Source organism: Pseudomonas qingdaonensis, from assembly GCF_018398475.1.
Classification (GTDB): Bacteria; Pseudomonadota; Gammaproteobacteria; order Pseudomonadales; family Pseudomonadaceae; genus Aquipseudomonas; species Aquipseudomonas palmensis.
Window position 1 is genome coordinate 5,839,646 of sequence record NZ_CP074676.1, and the last position, 16,967, is coordinate 5,856,612.

Below are 16,967 nucleotides of genomic sequence, written 5' to 3' on the forward strand. Positions count from 1 at the left end.
GCCGCACGGCAGAGCGAAGCAGCGTAGTATGTTCGTGCTGAATCGTTTTTCGCGGCGTCCGCACCAGCGCAAACCAACGAAGCGTTACGGGTCAGAGGCACCCCCGGCATGATTGAACTCGAACAAGAAGATCCTATTCCGCAAGGCGACCTGGCCTTGCAGATCACCGCATTGCCCCGTGAAACCAACGGTTTCGGCGATATCTTCGGCGGCTGGCTGGTCGCCCAGATGGACCTGGCCGGCACGGCCATGGCCAGCCGAGTCGCAGGCGGGCGCGTCGCCACCGTGGCGATCGACCGCATGGCCTTTCTGGTGCCGGTGGCGGTGGGCGCGCAATTGTCCTTCTATACCCAGACCCTGGAAATCGGCCGCAGCTCGATCCAGATGATGGTCGAGGTGTGGAGCGACGACCCGCTGAGCAGTGAATGGCGCAAGGTCACCGAGGCGGTGTTCGTGTTCGTCGCCATCGACGGCAGCGGCCGCACCCGCTCGGTGCCGCCTCGTCGCTGAGCCTGGGGCGCGCTAAACTCGAGGGTCTGCGCGAGGTCCAAGACCTCGTAGGCCACCCTTCGAGAGCAACGCATGTCCACATCCAAGGTAGAAGTCGAACAGCATGGCGAGCTTGCCTGCTGGCGTATCACCACGCCTCGCGCCGAGCTGCTGATTGCCCAGCAGGGCGCACAGGTGCTCAGTTACCAGCGCGTGGGCGAGCCGCCGCTGCTGTGGCTCAGCGATCAGGCGATCTTCAGGCAGGGCAAATCGGTGCGCGCCGGTGCCCCGGTGTGCTGGCCCTGGTTCGGCAACCTGCAACGCAACCCAGCGGCCGTACAGGCCATGTTCCACGGCGCCGAGGCCCCGGCCCACGGGCTGGTGCGCGGGCGTGACTGGCAGTTGCTGGGTATCGACAGCAGTGCGGATTCGGTACGCGTAGACTTCACGCTACCCCAAGCGTTGGGAGAGCTACCCGGCTGGCCGCACACGGTAGAGCTGAAACTGAGCATCGTGCTCGGCGAAGAACTGGCGCTGACCCTCGACAGCCACAACCTGGGCAGTGGCAGCGTCACCCTCAGCCAGGCGCTGCACAGCTACTTTGCAGTCAGCGATGTGCGTGGCGCGCGGGTAGAAGGCGTGGACGGGCTGGCCTACATCGAGACGCTGGCAGACTGGGAGCAACGCACCCAGCAGGGCGACCTGGGGTTTGCCGGGGAAACCGACCGCATCTACCTGCAGGCACCTGAGCGTCTGAGCATCGTCGACCCGGGCTGGAACCGGCGTATCACCCTGCGTACCCAGGGTTCGCGTTCGGCGGTGATCTGGAACCCGTGGGTGGACCGCGCCGCGCAGCTCACGGACATGGCCGATGACGGCTGGCAGCGGATGCTGTGCATCGAGACGGCGAACGTGTGGGATGACGTGGTGGAACTTGCGCCCGGGGCGACCCATTCGCTGAGTGTCAGTATCGGCAGCGAACCGCTCTAGACCGCTATCGCGGGTCAAGCCCGCTCCCACCGGGCATTGCACTGATCATGAGGGCAGCACTGTACCTGTGGGAGCGGGCTTGACCCGCGATGCAGACGACGCGGTTACAGGTCGGAGTCCTCCACAACCCTCACCTTCCCCGCATCCAGCGCATACGCCGCATCGGCCAGGTCATTGCTGACCTTCTCCACCTTCAGCGTGCCGCTGACCCACAGCGGCGTGTAGATATCGTCCAGCTTCAGGCCATGGGGATAACGCACCAGCACCAGCTGGTTGGGCGGCGGTGGCGGTACATGGATGCAGGCGCCCGGATAGGGCACGAGGAAGAACAGCGTGCTGTTGCCCTTGGCGTCGGTCTCCAACGGCACCGGGTACCCGCCCAGACGGATCTGCCTGCCGTTCATAGCAGCCACCGTCTTGCTCGAATACATCACCGCCGGCAGGCCCTTGCTCTGCTTCAGGCCACCCTTCTCGGTAAAGGTACCCATCGCCTCGGGGGAGTTGTGGTCGATCTCGGGCATCTGCTCCAGCGCCTTCTGGTCCGACTTGGGCATCAGCTCCAGCCAGTCGGTCTCGGGCAGCTCGGCGCGGGCCAGGCCACTACACAGCAACAGGGTAAGCAGTACGACTCGGCGCATGAAAAAAAGCTCGGCAACTGACGGAAAGTTGCCGAGCATTCTAGCGCCCTGTCAGCGCTTTTTGATCATGCCGTAGATCACCAGCAGGATGATTGCACCCACCAGTGCACCGAGGAAGCCAGCACCCTCGCCCGCATGGTAGATCCCCAGCGCCTGGCCACCGTAGGTCGCCGCCAGAGAGCCGGCGATACCCAGCAGAATGGTCATGATCCAGCCCATGCTGTCGTCGCCCGGCTTCAGAAAACGTGCCAGCAAGCCGACGATCAGGCCGATGAAGATGGTTCCGATGATACCCATGGCATTCCCTCTGAATTGAGTGCACGAGCCAAAGCCTAGTCAGCGCTTTGGCATCCTGCCATCAGAGGGATGCGCGGCGGGAATGGTTCCGCTCAGCCTGCGATGAGCGCTTCGACCTGCTGGATCTTCTGCTCCAGCGTGGCCATGTCGGCGCAGCGCAGGGTGGCGTGACCGACCTTGCGCCCGGCCTTGAAGGCCTTGCCGTAGTGATGCAGGTGACAGTCGTCGATAGCCACGACCGCGGCCACCGCCGGCACTTCGCCGATGAAGTTGAGCATGGCGCTTTCGCCGACCTTGGCGGTCGAGCCCAGCGGCAGGCCGGCCACGGCGCGCAGGTGGTTCTCGAACTGGCTGCACTCGGCACCTTCGATGGTCCAGTGCCCGGAGTTGTGCACACGCGGCGCGATCTCGTTGGCCTTCAGGCCACCGTCGACCTCGAAGAACTCGAACGCCAGCACGCCGACATAGTCGAGCTGCTCGAGCACACGGCTCGCGTAGTCTTCGGCCAGGCCCTGCAGCAGGTGGTCTTCGCTGGCCACCGACAGGCGCAGGATGCCGCTGTCGTGGGTGTTGTGCACCAGCGGGTAGAAGCGCGTCTCGCCATCGCGGCCGCGAACGGCAATCAGCGACACCTCGCCGGTGAACGGCACGAAGCCCTCCAGCAGGCAGGGCACGCTACCAAGTTCGGCGAACGTGTCGACAACATCGGCTTCGGTGCGGAGCACCTTCTGGCCCTTGCCGTCATAACCCAGGGTGCGGGTCTTGATCACGGCCGGCAGGCCGATGCTGGCGACGGCGGCCTCCAGGTCGGCTTGCGACTGGATGTCGGCGAAGGCCGGGGTCGGGATGCCCAGGTCACGGAACATGCTCTTCTCGAACAGCCGGTCGCGGGCGATGCGCAGCGCTTCGGCGCTCGGATACACCGGCACGAACTGCGACAGGAAGGCCACCGTCTCGGCTGGCACGCTTTCGAATTCGAAGGTCACCAGGTCGACTTCGTCGGCCAGCTGGCGCAGGTGATCCTGGTCGCCGTAGTCGGCACGCAGGTGCTCGCCCAGATCGGCCGCACAGGCGTCAGGGGCCGGGTCGAGGAAAGCGAAGTTCATGCCCAGCGGGGTACCCGCCAGGGCCAGCATGCGGCCCAGTTGGCCGCCACCGATTACACCGATTTTCATGCGTGTGACCTCAGGCCTGGCGCGGGTCTGGATTGTCCAGAACGTTGTCTGTCTGCTCAGCGCGGAACTGTTTCAGAACGGTATGGAACTGCGGGTGCTTGGCGCCCAGGATGCTCGCCGAGAGCAGCGCGGCGTTGATCGCGCCGGCCTTGCCGATGGCCAGGGTGGCAACCGGGATGCCGGCCGGCATCTGTACGATCGACAGCAGCGAGTCGACGCCCGAGAGCATGGCCGACTGCACCGGCACACCCAGCACCGGCAGGTGGGTCTTGGCGGCGCACATGCCTGGCAGGTGGGCAGCGCCACCGGCACCGGCGATGATCACCTCGATGCCACGGCCTTCGGCCTCTTCGGCGTACTGGAACAGCAGGTCCGGCGTGCGGTGGGCGGAAACCACCTTCACTTCGTAGGGAATGCCGAGTTTTTCCAGCATATCGGCGGTGTGGCTAAGGGTGGACCAATCGGACTTGGAGCCCATGATCACGCCAACCAGTGCACTCATCGTCGAGCCTCTTCTCTTGGGCGCCTTCAGGCGCGTCAAAAAACAACAAGCCACGCAGGGACGACCGGCGTGGCTTGTTATGCGAATTAGGGCCGGGTGTACCGACCGAAGGCCGCGCAGTATATCGTAAAGCCGTGTGTTTGATGCACCCCGGCGACCAACTGTAAGCCTTATTTTTCGGGCTTTTTCAGGGCTTCGGGCTGACTCTGGAGTCAAGCCGTCGCCGGCCCGCCTTCGAGCTTGCGCCACAGCAGGCGCACGTTGGCCTTGCGTACCAGCGCGCAGCGGTACAGGCGGATCTCCAGCGGCACGTGCCATTGCGCACCGCCACAGATCACCAGCTCGCCACGTTCAAGCTCGGCGCGGGCCGACAGGCGCGGCACCCAGGCAATACCCAGGCCTTCCAGGGCCATGCTCTTGAGGCTGTCGGCCATGGCGGTTTCGTAGATGGTGGTAAAGCGCAGGTTGCGCTGGCGCAGCAGCAGATTCACCGAGCGCCCCAGAAACGCTCCGGCGCTGTAGGCCAGCAAGGGCACGCTGGCGTCGTTTTCCAGGTCGAACAGCGGCTTGCCGTCGGCATCCGCTGCACACACCGGCAGCATCTCGGTGTGCCCCAGGTGCAGCGAGGGGAAGATCTCGGCGTCCATCTGCAGGGCCGCATCCGGGTCGTAGAACGCCAGCATCAGGTCGCAGCCACCTTCGCGCAGGGCGTGCACCGCATCGCCGACGTTGGTCGCCACCAGCCGCGTGGCGATGTTCAGACCGTCGTTGCGCAACTGCGCGATCCAGCGCGGAAAGAAGCCCAGCGCCAGCGAGTGCGCCGCCGCCACCTGGATCACCTCGCCCTGCCCGCCTTCCAGGTGATGCAGGTGGCGCAGCACCTCGCCCAGCTGGTCGACCACCGTGCGCGCCGTCACCAGGAACAGTTGGCCGGCAGCGGTCAACTCGATCGGCGTGCGCGAGCGGTTGACCAGGGTCAGCCCCAACGCAGCCTCCAGGCTGCGAATGCGCCGGCTGAACGCCGGCTGGGTCACGAAGCGACGCTCCGCCGCCTGGGAAAAGCTGCGGGTGGCGGCCAGGGCGCTGAAATCTTCCAGCCATTTGCTTTCGAGGTTCATCGGGCTCTCCAGGCATGCACCAAAATGGTACACGCTCGAATGTCAATTGGCGTCACATGGAACGTTATGCCGTTTGTGCATAGGTTAGCGTGCAACAGCATTGGCCGCAAAATCCGTGCAGGCCTAGGATTGGCGCCATTCCGGCATGTGCCGGGCCTAACTCGAGATGATCTCTATCATGTCCGCTGCTGCATCGTTCCGTGTCGAAAAAGACCTGCTTGGCACCCTCGAAGTCCCTGCTGATGCCTACTACGGTATCCAGACCCTGCGTGCTGCCAACAACTTCCACCTCTCTGGCGTGCCGCTGTCGCACTACCCGAAAATGGTTGTCGGCCTGGCCATGGTCAAACAGGCAGCTGCCGACGCCAACCGCGAGCTGGGTCACCTGAGCGATGCCAAGCACGCCGCCATCAGCGAGGCCTGTGCCCGCCTGATCCGCGGTGACTTCCACGAGCAGTTCGTGGTCGACATGATTCAAGGCGGTGCCGGTACCTCCACCAACATGAACGCCAACGAAGTGATCGCCAACATCGCGCTGGAAGCGATGGGTCACCAGAAGGGCGAGTACCAGTACCTGCACCCGAACAACGACGTGAACATGGCGCAGTCGACCAACGACGCATACCCGACCGCCATCCGTCTGGGCCTGCTGCTGGGTCACGATGCGCTGCTGGCCAGCCTCGACAGCCTGATCCAGGCCTTCGCTGCCAAAGGTGAAGAGTTCAGCCACGTACTGAAGATGGGCCGTACCCAGCTGCAGGACGCCGTGCCGATGACCCTGGGCCAGGAATTCCGTGCCTTCGCCACCACCCTGACCGAAGACCTCAACCGCCTGCGCACCCTGGCGCCGGAAGTGCTGACCGAAGTCAACCTGGGCGGTACCGCGATCGGTACCGGCATCAACGCCGACCCGGGCTACCAGGCCCTGGCCGTACAGCGTCTGGCGCTGATCAGCGGCCAGCCGCTGGTACCGGCTGCCGACCTGATCGAAGCCACCTCCGACATGGGCGCCTTCGTGCTGTTCTCCGGCATGCTCAAGCGCACTGCAGTCAAGCTGTCGAAGATCTGCAACGACCTGCGCCTGCTGTCCAGCGGCCCGCGCACCGGCATCAACGAGATCAACCTGCCGGCGCGTCAGCCAGGCAGCTCGATCATGCCCGGCAAGGTCAACCCGGTTATTCCGGAAGCGGTCAACCAGGTGGCCTTCGCCATCATCGGCAACGACATCGCGCTGACCATCGCGGCCGAAGGCGGCCAGCTGCAGCTGAACGTGATGGAGCCGCTGATCGCCTACAAGATCTTCGACTCGATCCGTCTGCTGCAACGCGCCATGGACATGCTGCGCGAGCACTGCATCGTCGGCATCACCGCCAACGAACAGCGCTGCCGTGAACTGGTCGAACACTCGATCGGCCTGGTCACCGCCCTGAACCCGTACATCGGCTACGAAAACGCCACCCGTATCGCCCGTATCGCGCTGGAAAGCGGCCGCGGCGTACTGGAACTGGTGCGTGAGGAAGGCCTGCTGGACGAAGCGATGCTCAACGACATCCTGCGTCCGGAAAACATGATTGCACCGCGTCTGGTACCGCTCAAAGCGTAACCGACGCCGTACTACCGCTCACCAGGTTGAGGGACTAGACACCTCTCACCTTTTGAGGGCCCAGGGACTTTGTCTCCGGGCCCTTTTTTTTGCCTGCGCCGCGAGCTTCGCCAGCAATGCCGGCGCCTACAGCGAACCGGTGGTGTCGGCTGCTTCTGCCGACGAGGGCAGCAGCAGCACATTCAGGAAGGTCGAATCGCTGACGATCTCCTTCATGAACCACCACACGAACGCCAGGCAGAGCGCCACCATGAAGGCGGTCAGATCGCCCGTGTAATGGCGCACCGTGAGCACCCCGATAAAGCACAGCACCACGCCCAGCCCGCTGATCAGGTCTGCCCAGTTGGAACGGCTGAGGTGGCGCTTCATGGCTCGGTGATCCGCCTCGGGCAACACCAGCGCCTGGGCACACTTTGCACAGGGGAGCGGCTGCCCGCCCATGAGCGTTTCCAGCTCGCCCTCGCTCGGCAACCAGACGTGGCCGCATGCCGGGCAATTGAGGTCCACCGCGGCGCACAGGCGCTCTTGCGCGGATTTGTACTTGTTCGTCGACACGTCCTTGGCACCTTCGTCCTGAAGCAGGCGCGATGGTAACCGCTGGCTGTCGCGCTGCCCATCGCGAACTCGGGCGGCCCGGCCGCTGACAGCGCGCCGGGGGATGGCGTAAGGTGGTCGGCTTTCCTTCAGTCGAGCACGGAGACAGGCCATGACCCCGGCCCCTGCCCACAACATCATGGTGCTGTACACCGGTGGCACCATCGGCATGCAGGCCAGCGCCGGCGGCCTGGCCCCGGCGTCGGGCTTCGAGCAGCGCATGCGTGAGCAACTGGCCGGGCAACCGGGCCTGGCAGCCTGGCAGTTCCGCGAACTGCTGCCCCTGATCGACAGCGCCAACATGACGCCCTGCTACTGGCAGCGCCTGCGCACCGCGATCATCGAAGCAGTGGATGGCCAGGGCTGCGATGGCGTTCTGGTGCTGCATGGCACCGACACCCTGGCCTACAGCGCCGCCGCCATGAGCTTCCAGTTACTCGGGCTGACGGTGCCGGTGCTGTTCACCGGCTCGATGCTCCCGGCCGGTACGCCGGACAGCGATGCGTGGGAGAACCTCACGGGGGCGCTGCAGGTGCTGAGCCAGGGTACGTCGCCGGGTGTTCAGCTGTATTTCCACTGTCAGCTGCTGGCGCCCAACCGCACCGCCAAGGTGCGCAGCTTCGGCCGGAACCCGTTCGCGACCTTGCAGCGCTCGGGCGGTGCGGCGCAGGCGCCCGTACCGGCAGCACTGGCTTATCGCGCGCCGCTGCAAGTGGCCAAGGTTGCAGTGTTGCCGCTGGTACCGGGCCTCGACGCCGCGCTGTTGCAGGCCACACTCGACAGCGGGGTCCAGGGGCTGGTGCTGGAATGCTACGGCAGCGGCACCGGGCCGTGTGATGACGATGCGTTCGTGGCCGTGCTGGAACAGGCCTGCGCGCGTGACATCGTGGTGGTGGCGATCACCCAGTGCCATGAAGGCGGGGTCGAACTGGGGGTGTACGCAGCCGGCAGCCGCCTGCGCGAGGCCGGTGTGCTGTCGGGTGGTGGAATGACCCGGGAAGCGGCGTTCGGCAAATTGCAGGCATTGCTCGGTAGCCGGTTGCCGGTTGACGAGGTGCGACGGCTGGTTGGTCTGGACCTGGCTGGCGAGTTACGTTGAGCCCTTCGCTGGCTTGCCAGCGAACAGGCCCTGAAGGGCATACAAATTGCTCACTCAACCCCAAGCCCCCTCAGCCGGATGCCGAGCATGCTCCATTCCCACCTCACCACCCTGAACGCGGTTTCCCTGATGCTGCAGGCCTTCAAGGACGAAGACCGTGCCGCCCAGCGGCTGCTCGAAGGCACCGGCATTACCCCGGCCGACCTGGGCCGCGCCGACTGGCGCATCACCACGCACCAGGAACTGCGCGTGTGCGCCAACGCCGTGGCCATGCGCCGGGAAGTTGGGCTGGAACTGGGCCAGCGCATGCACGTTTCATCCTACGGCATGCTCGGTTACGCCCTGCTTTCCGGTGCCACCCTGGGTGACGCCCTGCACCTGGCCCTGCAGTACCCCGCGCTGCTGGGAACACTTTTCCAGCTGCGCCTGATCGAGGACGGCGAGCGGGTCTGGTTAAGCGCCAGCGACTACGGCCAGGCCCCGGAGCTTGCGGCGTTCAATGCCGAGTTCTGCCTGACGTCGCTCAAGGTCATCTGCAACGACCTGCTCGGCCAGCCGCTGCCCTTGCTGGGCGCGCGTTTCGCTCACCCTGCCCCGGATTACCAGGCGCTCTACAGCGCGCCTTTCGACTGCCCGCTGCAGTTCGGCGCCAGCGACAATGCCTTCGCCTTCGAACGCCACTGGCTGGCCCGGGCCCTGCCCCTGGCCGACCCGATCACCCACCGTGCGATGAGCGAACGCTGCCGCCGGCAGAACCTGGAATTCACCGGGCGCCAGGCCTGGCTCGGGCGCATTCGCCAGCTGCTGCAGCAGCAGTTGGAGGCACCACCAGGCCTCGAGGGCCTGGCGCGGCAGATGAGCTGTTCGTCACGCACCCTGCGTCGCCACCTGCACGAGCTGGGCAGCAGTTATCAACAACTGCTCGATGAGCTGCGCTTCGAACGGGCCAAGCAGTTGCTGGCCGAGGACGAGCTGCCGATCTACCGCATCGCCGAGGTGCTGGGCTTCAGCGAGCCGGCCAGCTTCCGACACGCCTTCCTGCGTTGGAGCGGCGTGGCACCGAGCCATTTTCGCGCCTGAAACACGCGCATGCACCGCGAGGGGGCGAAATGCGGACAACCGTGTTGGCCATATCGATCCCCTTTTGGCCGTTTGCGCCGTTCTGCCGGTGGGCGTACCTCTCGACAATGGGGCCACGCCAGTAAACCCGGAGAACAAAAAATGCTGACGATCTATTCCGATGACCATCGCCTGCACCACGGCCGCTGCGAGCTGATCGACGGGCAGTTGATGCCCTGCTTCGAAATGCCCTCGCGTGCCGACCATGTGCTCGAGCGGGTCAAGGCCCAGGGCCTGGGGCCCGTCGAAGGCCCTACCGATTTTGGCCGCGCACCGCTGCTGCGCGTGCACAGCGCCGACTACCTGGATTTCTTTCAGGGCGCCTGGCAGCGCTGGAGCGCACTGGGCCATGACGGCGACCTGCTGCCGTTCACCTGGCCGGCGCGCAGCCTGCGCCAGGTCAAACCCAGCGGCCTGCATGGCGAGCTGGGCTATTACAGCTTCGACGCCGGTGCACCGATCACCGCCGGCACCTGGCAGGCCGCCTACAGCTCGGCGCAGGTTGCCCTGACCGCACAGGCGGCGGTGCAGGCCGGTGCCCACAGCGCCTTCGCCCTGTGCCGGCCACCGGGGCATCATGCCGCCAGCGACGTGATGGGGGGCTACTGCTATCTGAACAACGCCGCGATCGCCGCCCAGGCCTTCATCGACCACGGTCGCCAGCGCGTGGCGATCCTGGATGTGGACTACCACCACGGCAACGGTACCCAGCAGATCTTCTACGCGCGCAACGACGTGCTGTTCGCCTCGATCCATGGCGACCCGCAAGCCGAATTCCCGTTCTTCCTCGGCTATGCCGACGAGCACGGCGAAGGCGACGGGCTGGGCTGCAACTTCAACTACCCGCTGCCGGCAGGCAGCGACTGGGCCACCTGGCGCGGCGCGCTGGACGAAGCCTGCGAACGCATCGGCGCGTATGACCCCGAAGTGCTGGTGATCTCGCTGGGCGTGGACACCTTCAAGGACGACCCGATCTCGCAATTCAAGCTCGACAGCCCCGACTACCTGGCCATGGGCGAGCGCATCGCGCAGTTGGGCAAGCCGACCCTGTTCATCATGGAAGGTGGCTATGCCGTGGCCGAAATTGGCGTCAACGCGGTCAACGTGCTCGAGGGTTTCGAGCGCGCCCGTCAAGGCTAGGCTCAGTCGACCCAGGCACCTGCAAGGCGTGCCAGGGCCTGGGCAATCGCGGCCTCGTTCACGGCCGCGAACCCCAGCACCAGTCCGGCACGCTTATCCACAGGCAGCGGCGTGTCGGGCAACCAGTAATCACTCAGCGCATTGAGTTCGACACCCACCGCTGCGGCACGGGCGATCAGTTCCCGTTCGCGCGCCTGGCTGTCCACGTCGATCTTCAGGTGCAGGCCCGCCGCCACCTCCGGCAAGGCTCCCAGCCCCGCCACAGCCTTCGGCCAGCCGGCCAGAAGCGCATTGCGCCGGCTCAACGCCGCGCGGCGCATGCGCCGGATATGACGCTGGAAGTGCCCTTTGGCCATGAACTGCGCCATCACCGCCTGTGTGCCGACCTCGGAATGGCGCACCGCCAACGCCCGAAAGCGCGAGAATGCCTCCACCAGCCGGGCCGGCAGCACAAGGTAGCCCAGACGCAGCGCCGGGAAGGCCACCTTGCCGAAGGTGCCGACATACAGCACCCGTCCGCTGCGGTCCAGGGCTGCCAGCGGGGCCAGCGGCGCGCCGCTGTAGCGGTACTCGCCGTCGTAGTCGTCCTCGATGATCCAGCTGTCGTTGCGCTCGGCCCAGGCCAGCAGTTCCAGGCGCCGCGCCAGGCTCAGGGTGACGCCGGTGGGGTACTGATGCGCGGGGGTAACGTAGCTCAGGCGACAGTTGGGCAACTGGGCCAGGGCAGCGCACTGCAACCCGTCGAGATCCACCCCCACGCCATGCACCTTCGCGCCCGCCATGGCGAAGGCTTTGCCCGCCGCACGATAGCCGGGGTTTTCCACAGCCACACCGTCACCGGGCGCCAGCAGCAGCTGTGCACAAAGGCTGATTGCCTGCTGCGCACCACAGGTGATCACAATTTGTTCAGCCACGCAGGACAACCCACGGGAGCGACGCAGGTAGGTGGCAATCAGCTCGCGCAGCAGCGGTTCTCCGGCCGGGTCGCCGTAACCGAGGGACGCCGGGTCGGGATTTCGCCAGAAACCCGCCTGCAGCTTGGCCCACACCTCGAAGGGGAACAGGTCGAAGGCCGGTATGCCAACCTGAAAAGCCCGCGGCGCACGAGGCTCATGCACGGATAAATGATTGTTTTCCAGGCGCTCCAGCACGTCCGTGTGGATAACTTTACTGGATAAATCCTCAGTGCAATCACCCGTTTTTGTGGATAACCCTGTGGAAAAACCCAGGGATAACCCTGTGGACAGTTTTGTGGATAGTTTTGGCAGCTGACTGACGTAGGTACCATCGCCCACCCGGCTTTCGATATAGCCTTCGGCATACAGCTGGTCGTAGGCACGAACTACGCTGTTACGTGAGACGGCCAGCGCTGCGGCCATGTCGCGGGTGGCGGGAAGACGCGTGCCGCTACCCAGTCGCCCGTCCAGCACGCGCTGGCGCAGCGCCTGGTACAACTGGCGACTGAGCCCCTGACGACGGTCCAGCACGATGCCGGTGGGGTCGAAGGGCAAGGCAACGCTACGTTCGCTCATGAAATTGGACCTACCAAATAAGCCGGAAATGGCTCTTACCATAAGCCAATAGCCTGACTAGGATGGGGCCATTCGCCAACCCCCTGTATTGCACACAAGGATCCTTTGATGTCTACCGTGACCCTGCGCCCCGTGACCGCCGATGACCACGCCGCCTGGCTGCCGCTGTGGCAGGCCTACCAGCGTTTCTATGAGACCCGCATCGATGAGGCGGTCAGTGCCGTGACCTGGCAGCGCATGCTCGACACCAGCGAGCCGACCAACGCTGCGCTGGCCTGGGTCGATGGCAAGGCGGTGGGCATGGTGCACTGGATCTACCACCGCTCCAACTGGACGGTGGAAAACGCCTGCTACCTGCAGGATCTGTATGTCGACGCCAACCAGCGCGGCAAGGGCGTGGGCCGCCAGCTGATCGAGCTGGTGTACGACACGGCGCGCCAGGCCGGCTGCACCAAAGTGCACTGGCTGACCCATGAAACCAATGCCACCGGTATTTCGCTGTATGAACAGGTGGCCGAACGGCCGGGTTTCATCCAGTTCCGCAAAGCCCTGTAATCGGAGAAGCCACCATGAGCACACCGTTGAACTGGCGGCCGGCCAAGGCCCCGCAGCCTGTCCCGCTGGTCGGGCGCTTCATCCGCCTGGAAAAACTCGACCCGCGCCGCGACCGCGAGCACCTGTGGGCGGTGTTCCAGGGCCCCGAGGCCGACCAGACACTGTGGAAGTACCTGGCCTACGGACCATTCACCGAGCGCGAAGACTTCGACCACTGGCTAGACAGCAACGCCGCCAGCAGCGACCCGCTGTTCTACAGCGTGATCGACCTGGCCAGCGGGCAGACCCAGGGTATCCTCAGCCTGATGTCGATCGTGCCCGAGCAGGGCCGTATCGAGATCGGCCATATTGCCTTCGGCGCGGCCATGCAGCGCACGCCCAAGGGCACCGAGGCCATCTACCTGCTGGGCAAGCAGGCCTTCGCCCTGGGCAACCGGCGCCTGGAATGGAAGTGCAACAACGACAATGCCCGCTCCAAGCGCGCGGCCGAGCGTTTCGGGTTCACCTTCGAAGGGGTGTTTCGCAAGCACATGGTGACCAAGGACCACAACCGCGACACGGCCTGGTACTCCATCACCGATGACGAATGGCCGGCCATTGCCGCTGGTTTCGAACGCTGGCTGAGCGAGGACAACCAGCGCCCAGAGGGTCAGCTCAAGACGCTGGAAGCGTGCCGTACGGGTGCGTGAGGCGGATACCCGGAGCGGGCGTATCCAACAGAAGATAAAAAAAGGGGAGCAATTCGCTCCCCAGAGGTTAACCGCTTGCAGATGAAGGCCTGAGTCAGCCTTCGATCTCGATCAGGATCTCGCCCGGGTTGACCCGGTCGCCCTTGGCCACGTGTATGGCTGCAACCTTGCCGGCGATGGCCGATTGCACCTCGGTTTCCATCTTCATCGCTTCGGTGATCAGCACCGCCTGGCCGGCCTTGACCGTGTCCCCCTGCTTGACCAGCACATCGACGATGTTGCCCGGCATGGTGGTGCTCACATGGCCCGGCTCGCTGGCCTGCTTGCGCTTGCTGCTGCCACCGCCGACGAACTCGTTGAGCGGCTCGAACACCACCTCTTCCGGCATGCCGTCGATGGACAGGTAGAAGTGGCGCTTGCCTTCGGCCTTGACGCCCACACCGGTGATATCCACGCGGTAGGTCTCGCCGTGCACGTCGATCACGAACTCGGTTGGTACGCCTTCGCCACCGGCCGAGGCCACCGCGCCGGCTTCCGGAATCGGCAGCAGCACTTCAGGGGTCAGGCTGCCGGCTTCACGCTCTTCAAGGAACTTGCGCCCGATGTCCGGGAACATGGCGAAGGTCAGCACGTCTTCTTCGGACTTGGCCAGGCTGCCGATGTCGGCACGCAGCTTGGTCATCTCGGGCTTGAGCAGGTCGGCGGGGCGCACGTCGATGACGTCTTCGCTGCCGATGGCCTGGCGACGCAGCTTCTCGTCGACCACCCCCGGTGCCTTGCCGTAGCCGCCCTGCAGGTACAGCTTCACCTCGTTGGTGATGGTCTTATAGCGCTCGCCGGCCAGCACGTTGAAGAACGCCTGGGTGCCGACGATCTGCGAGGTGGGCGTGACCAGCGGCGGGAAGCCGAGGTCTTCACGCACCCGCGGGATCTCGGCCAGCACTTCGTTCATGCGGTTGAGCGCACCCTGCTCCTTGAGCTGGTTGGCCAGGTTGGAAATCATCCCGCCCGGTACCTGGTTGACCTGCACGCGGGTATCCACGGCGGTGAACTCGCTTTCGAACTGGTGGTACTTCTTGCGTACGGCATAGAAGTACAGGCCGATCTCCTGCAGCAGTTGCAGGTCCAGGCCGGTATCGAACTCGCTGCCCTTGAGCGCTGCAACCATCGATTCGGTGCCCGGGTGGCTGGTGCCCCAGGCGAAGCTGGAGATGGCGGTGTCGATATGGTCGGCACCGTTCTCGATGGCCTTGAGCTGGCACATCGCGGCCAGGCCGGCCGTGTCGTGGCTGTGGATGAACACCGGCAGCGACTGCTCGGCCTTGAGTGCCTTTACCAGCTCGCCGGTGGCGTAGGGGGTCAGCAGGCCGGCCATGTCCTTGATCGCGATGGAGTCGCAGCCCATGGCTTCCATCTGCTTGGCCTGGGCCACGAACGCCTCGATGGTGTGCACCGGGCTGGTGGTGTAGGCGATGGTGCCCTGGGCATGCTTGCCCGCCGCCTTCACGGCCTCGATGGCCACGCGCAGGTTTCGCACGTCGTTCATGGCGTCGAAGATGCGGAACACATCGATGCCGTTGACTGCTGCCTTGGCCACGAAGGCCTTGACCACGTCATCGCTGTAGTGCCGGTAGCCAAGCAGGTTCTGGCCGCGCAGCAGCATCTGCAGACGGGTGTTGGGCAGTGCTGCGCGCAGCTTGCGCAGGCGCTCCCACGGGTCTTCCTTGAGGAAGCGCACGCAGGCGTCGAAGGTCGCGCCGCCCCACACTTCCAGCGACCAGTAGCCCACCTTGTCGAGCTTGTCGCAGATCGGCAGCATGTCGTCGGTGCGCATGCGGGTGGCCAGCAGCGATTGGTGGGCGTCGCGCAGGATCGTGTCGGTTACGAAAATTTTCTTGGACATTGTAGGGTTCCTCACAGGCCTGCGTGGGCGGCGATGGCGGCGGCGATGGCCAGGGCCAGCTCTTCGGGTTTGCGCTTGATCGAGTAGTTGGTCAGTTCGGGGTGGCTTTCAACGAAGCTGGTGTTGAACTGGCCGCTACGGAATTCCGGGTTGCGCAGGATTTCCTGGTAGTACGCGGCGGTGGTTTTGACCCCCTGCAGGCGCATGTCGTCCAGGGCCCGCAGGCCGCGGTCCATGGCTTCTTCCCAGGTCAGCGCCCAGACCACCAGCTTCAGGCACATCGAGTCGTAGAACGGCGGGATGGTGTAGCCGGTGTAGATCGCCGTGTCGGTGCGCACGCCCGGGCCGCCGGGGGCGTAGTAGCGGGTGATCTTGCCGAAGCTGGGCAGAAAGTTGTTTTTCGGGTCTTCTGCATTGATCCGGAACTGCAGCGCGAAGCCGCGGTGCTGGATGTCTTCCTGCTTGACCGACAGCGGCAGGCCCGAGGCGATGCGGATCTGTTCGCGAACGATGTCGATACCGGTGATTTCCTCGGTGATGGTGTGCTCCACCTGCACCCGGGTGTTCATTTCCATGAAGTACACCTCGCCATCGGCGAGCAGGAACTCCACGGTACCGGCATTCTCGTAGCCCACGGCCTTGGCCGCGCGCACCGACAGGTCGCCTATGTAGGCGCGCTGTTCGGGGGTCAGCTGCGGGCTGGGGGCGATCTCGATGAGCTTCTGGTTGCGGCGCTGGATAGAGCAGTCGCGCTCGAACAGGTGCACCACGTTGCCGAAGCTGTCACCCAGGATCTGCGCCTCGATGTGCTTGGGGTTGACGATGCATTTTTCCAGGAACACCTCGGCCGAACCGAATGCCTTGGTGGCTTCGGAAATCACCCGCGGAAAGGCCTGCTCGAGTTCTTCGCGGCTGTTGCAGCGACGAATGCCGCGCCCGCCGCCGCCGGAAGTGGCCTTGAGCATAACCGGGTAACCGATGCGGTCGCCCTCTTCCAGGGCTTCGTGGATGTCGGCCACGTTGCCTTCGGTGCCCGGGGTGACCGGTACGCCGGCCTTGATCATGCTGCGCCGCGCCTCGGTCTTGTCGCCCATGCGGCGAATGACTTCGGCGGCCGGGCCGATGAACTTGATCCCGCGTTCGGCGCAGATGTCCGCCAGCTCCGCGTTCTCCGACAGAAAACCATAGCCCGGGTGCAACGCATCGCAGCCGGTTTCCACTGCCAGGTTCACCAGCTTGCGCGGGTTGAGATAACCGGCCAGGGGTTCGGCACCGATGCTATGGGCCTCGTCCGCACGCTTTACGTGCAGGGCGTGACGGTCGGCGTCGGAATAGATCGCCACCGAGCGAATGCCCATCTCGGCGCAGGCACGCACAATGCGTACTGCGATTTCACCCCGGTTGGCGATCAGGATTTTTTTTATCACTGGAGTCTTCCCAAAGCCGTTGGTAACAAACGAACCGGCAGTACCGGTCGGCGCGTGACCAGACGTCGCTGGCCAGTCGTATAATCACCCTAGCGCC

Annotated in this window: 17 protein-coding genes; 8 read left to right on the plus strand and 9 right to left on the minus strand. The window is 64.8% G+C overall.

Features of this window, described 5'->3' with window-relative positions; all coding sequences use genetic code 11:
• The first annotated feature begins 108 nt into the window (after nt 1–108).
• Complete coding sequence (locus KH389_RS26780; RefSeq protein ID WP_009402429.1) at nt 109–510, plus strand: acyl-CoA thioesterase; 402 nt, start codon at nt 109–111, stop codon at nt 508–510.
• Between the two features lie 72 nt (nt 511–582).
• Nucleotides 583–1,479, plus strand: a complete 897-nt coding sequence (locus KH389_RS26785) for a D-hexose-6-phosphate mutarotase (RefSeq protein ID WP_213606581.1) — start codon at nt 583–585, stop codon at nt 1,477–1,479.
• Nucleotides 1,480–1,583: 104 nt separating this feature from the next.
• Here KH389_RS26785 and KH389_RS26790 read toward each other — a convergent pair whose 3' ends face one another.
• The 5 genes from KH389_RS26790 to KH389_RS26810 all read right to left on the minus strand — a co-directional run bounded on the left by KH389_RS26790 (nt 1,584) and on the right by KH389_RS26810 (nt 5,209).
• Complete coding sequence (locus tag KH389_RS26790) at nt 1,584–2,117, minus strand: DUF3299 domain-containing protein (protein WP_043861581.1); 534 nt, start codon at nt 2,115–2,117, stop codon at nt 1,584–1,586.
• Between the two features lie 51 nt (nt 2,118–2,168).
• A complete protein-coding gene (locus tag KH389_RS26795) occupies nt 2,169–2,414 on the minus strand; it encodes a GlsB/YeaQ/YmgE family stress response membrane protein (RefSeq protein ID WP_043861538.1) in 246 nt (81 codons plus the stop codon).
• Nucleotides 2,415–2,506: 92 nt separating this feature from the next.
• Nucleotides 2,507–3,589, minus strand: a complete 1,083-nt coding sequence (locus KH389_RS26800) for a 5-(carboxyamino)imidazole ribonucleotide synthase (protein ID WP_213606582.1) — start codon at nt 3,587–3,589, stop codon at nt 2,507–2,509.
• Between the two features lie 10 nt (nt 3,590–3,599).
• Nucleotides 3,600–4,091 (minus strand): 5-(carboxyamino)imidazole ribonucleotide mutase, encoded by a 492-nt coding sequence (gene purE, locus KH389_RS26805; protein ID WP_054916459.1) that lies wholly within the window; start codon nt 4,089–4,091, stop codon nt 3,600–3,602.
• A 212-nt stretch (nt 4,092–4,303) separates the two neighbouring features.
• Nucleotides 4,304–5,209, minus strand: coding sequence for a LysR substrate-binding domain-containing protein (locus KH389_RS26810; RefSeq protein ID WP_043861535.1), 906 nt, complete (start codon nt 5,207–5,209; stop codon nt 4,304–4,306).
• A 178-nt stretch (nt 5,210–5,387) separates the two neighbouring features.
• Between KH389_RS26810 and aspA the strand changes: the two genes are divergently transcribed.
• Entirely contained in the window at nt 5,388–6,812 is a 1,425-nt protein-coding gene (gene aspA, locus KH389_RS26815; protein ID WP_043861534.1) for an aspartate ammonia-lyase, read from the plus strand.
• Between the two features lie 126 nt (nt 6,813–6,938).
• On the opposite strand, the gene KH389_RS26820 is transcribed toward aspA, so the two are convergent.
• Nucleotides 6,939–7,520, minus strand: a complete 582-nt coding sequence (locus KH389_RS26820; protein ID WP_152644110.1) for a hypothetical protein — start codon at nt 7,518–7,520, stop codon at nt 6,939–6,941.
• Between KH389_RS26820 and KH389_RS26825 the strand changes: the two genes are divergently transcribed.
• The 3 genes from KH389_RS26825 (at nt 7,519) to KH389_RS26835 (ending at nt 10,764) form a co-directional block, all read left to right on the plus strand.
• Nucleotides 7,519–8,505, plus strand: a complete 987-nt coding sequence (locus KH389_RS26825; protein WP_213606583.1) for an asparaginase — start codon at nt 7,519–7,521, stop codon at nt 8,503–8,505. The genes KH389_RS26820 and KH389_RS26825 overlap by 2 nt on opposite strands.
• Before the next feature lie 87 nt (nt 8,506–8,592).
• Nucleotides 8,593–9,585, plus strand: coding sequence for an AraC family transcriptional regulator (locus KH389_RS26830; RefSeq protein WP_213606584.1), 993 nt, complete (start codon nt 8,593–8,595; stop codon nt 9,583–9,585).
• A 141-nt stretch (nt 9,586–9,726) separates the two neighbouring features.
• Nucleotides 9,727–10,764, plus strand: a complete 1,038-nt coding sequence (locus KH389_RS26835; RefSeq protein ID WP_043861530.1) for a histone deacetylase family protein — start codon at nt 9,727–9,729, stop codon at nt 10,762–10,764.
• 2 nt (nt 10,765–10,766) lie between these two features.
• Here the strand turns inward: KH389_RS26835 and pdxR are convergent, their stop codons facing one another.
• Complete coding sequence (gene pdxR, locus KH389_RS26840) at nt 10,767–12,296, minus strand: MocR-like pyridoxine biosynthesis transcription factor PdxR (RefSeq protein ID WP_213606585.1); 1,530 nt, start codon at nt 12,294–12,296, stop codon at nt 10,767–10,769.
• A 108-nt stretch (nt 12,297–12,404) separates the two neighbouring features.
• Here pdxR and KH389_RS26845 point away from each other — a divergent pair, with 108 nt between their 5' ends.
• Nucleotides 12,405–12,851, plus strand: coding sequence for a GNAT family N-acetyltransferase (locus KH389_RS26845; RefSeq protein ID WP_043861529.1), 447 nt, complete (start codon nt 12,405–12,407; stop codon nt 12,849–12,851).
• A gap of 14 nt (nt 12,852–12,865) precedes the next feature.
• Nucleotides 12,866–13,540: a GNAT family N-acetyltransferase gene (locus tag KH389_RS26850; protein WP_054916454.1), complete on the plus strand. Its 675-nt coding sequence runs from the start codon at nt 12,866–12,868 to the stop codon at nt 13,538–13,540.
• Nucleotides 13,541–13,634: 94 nt separating this feature from the next.
• On the opposite strand, the gene oadA is transcribed toward KH389_RS26850, so the two are convergent.
• A complete protein-coding gene (gene oadA / locus KH389_RS26855; protein ID WP_043861527.1) occupies nt 13,635–15,443 on the minus strand; it encodes a sodium-extruding oxaloacetate decarboxylase subunit alpha in 1,809 nt (602 codons plus the stop codon).
• Between the two features lie 11 nt (nt 15,444–15,454).
• On the minus strand, nt 15,455–16,870 hold the full coding sequence (locus KH389_RS26860) for an acetyl-CoA carboxylase biotin carboxylase subunit (protein ID WP_043861526.1): 1,416 nt from the start codon (nt 16,868–16,870) through the stop codon (nt 15,455–15,457).
• Nucleotides 16,871–16,967 lie beyond the last annotated feature (97 nt).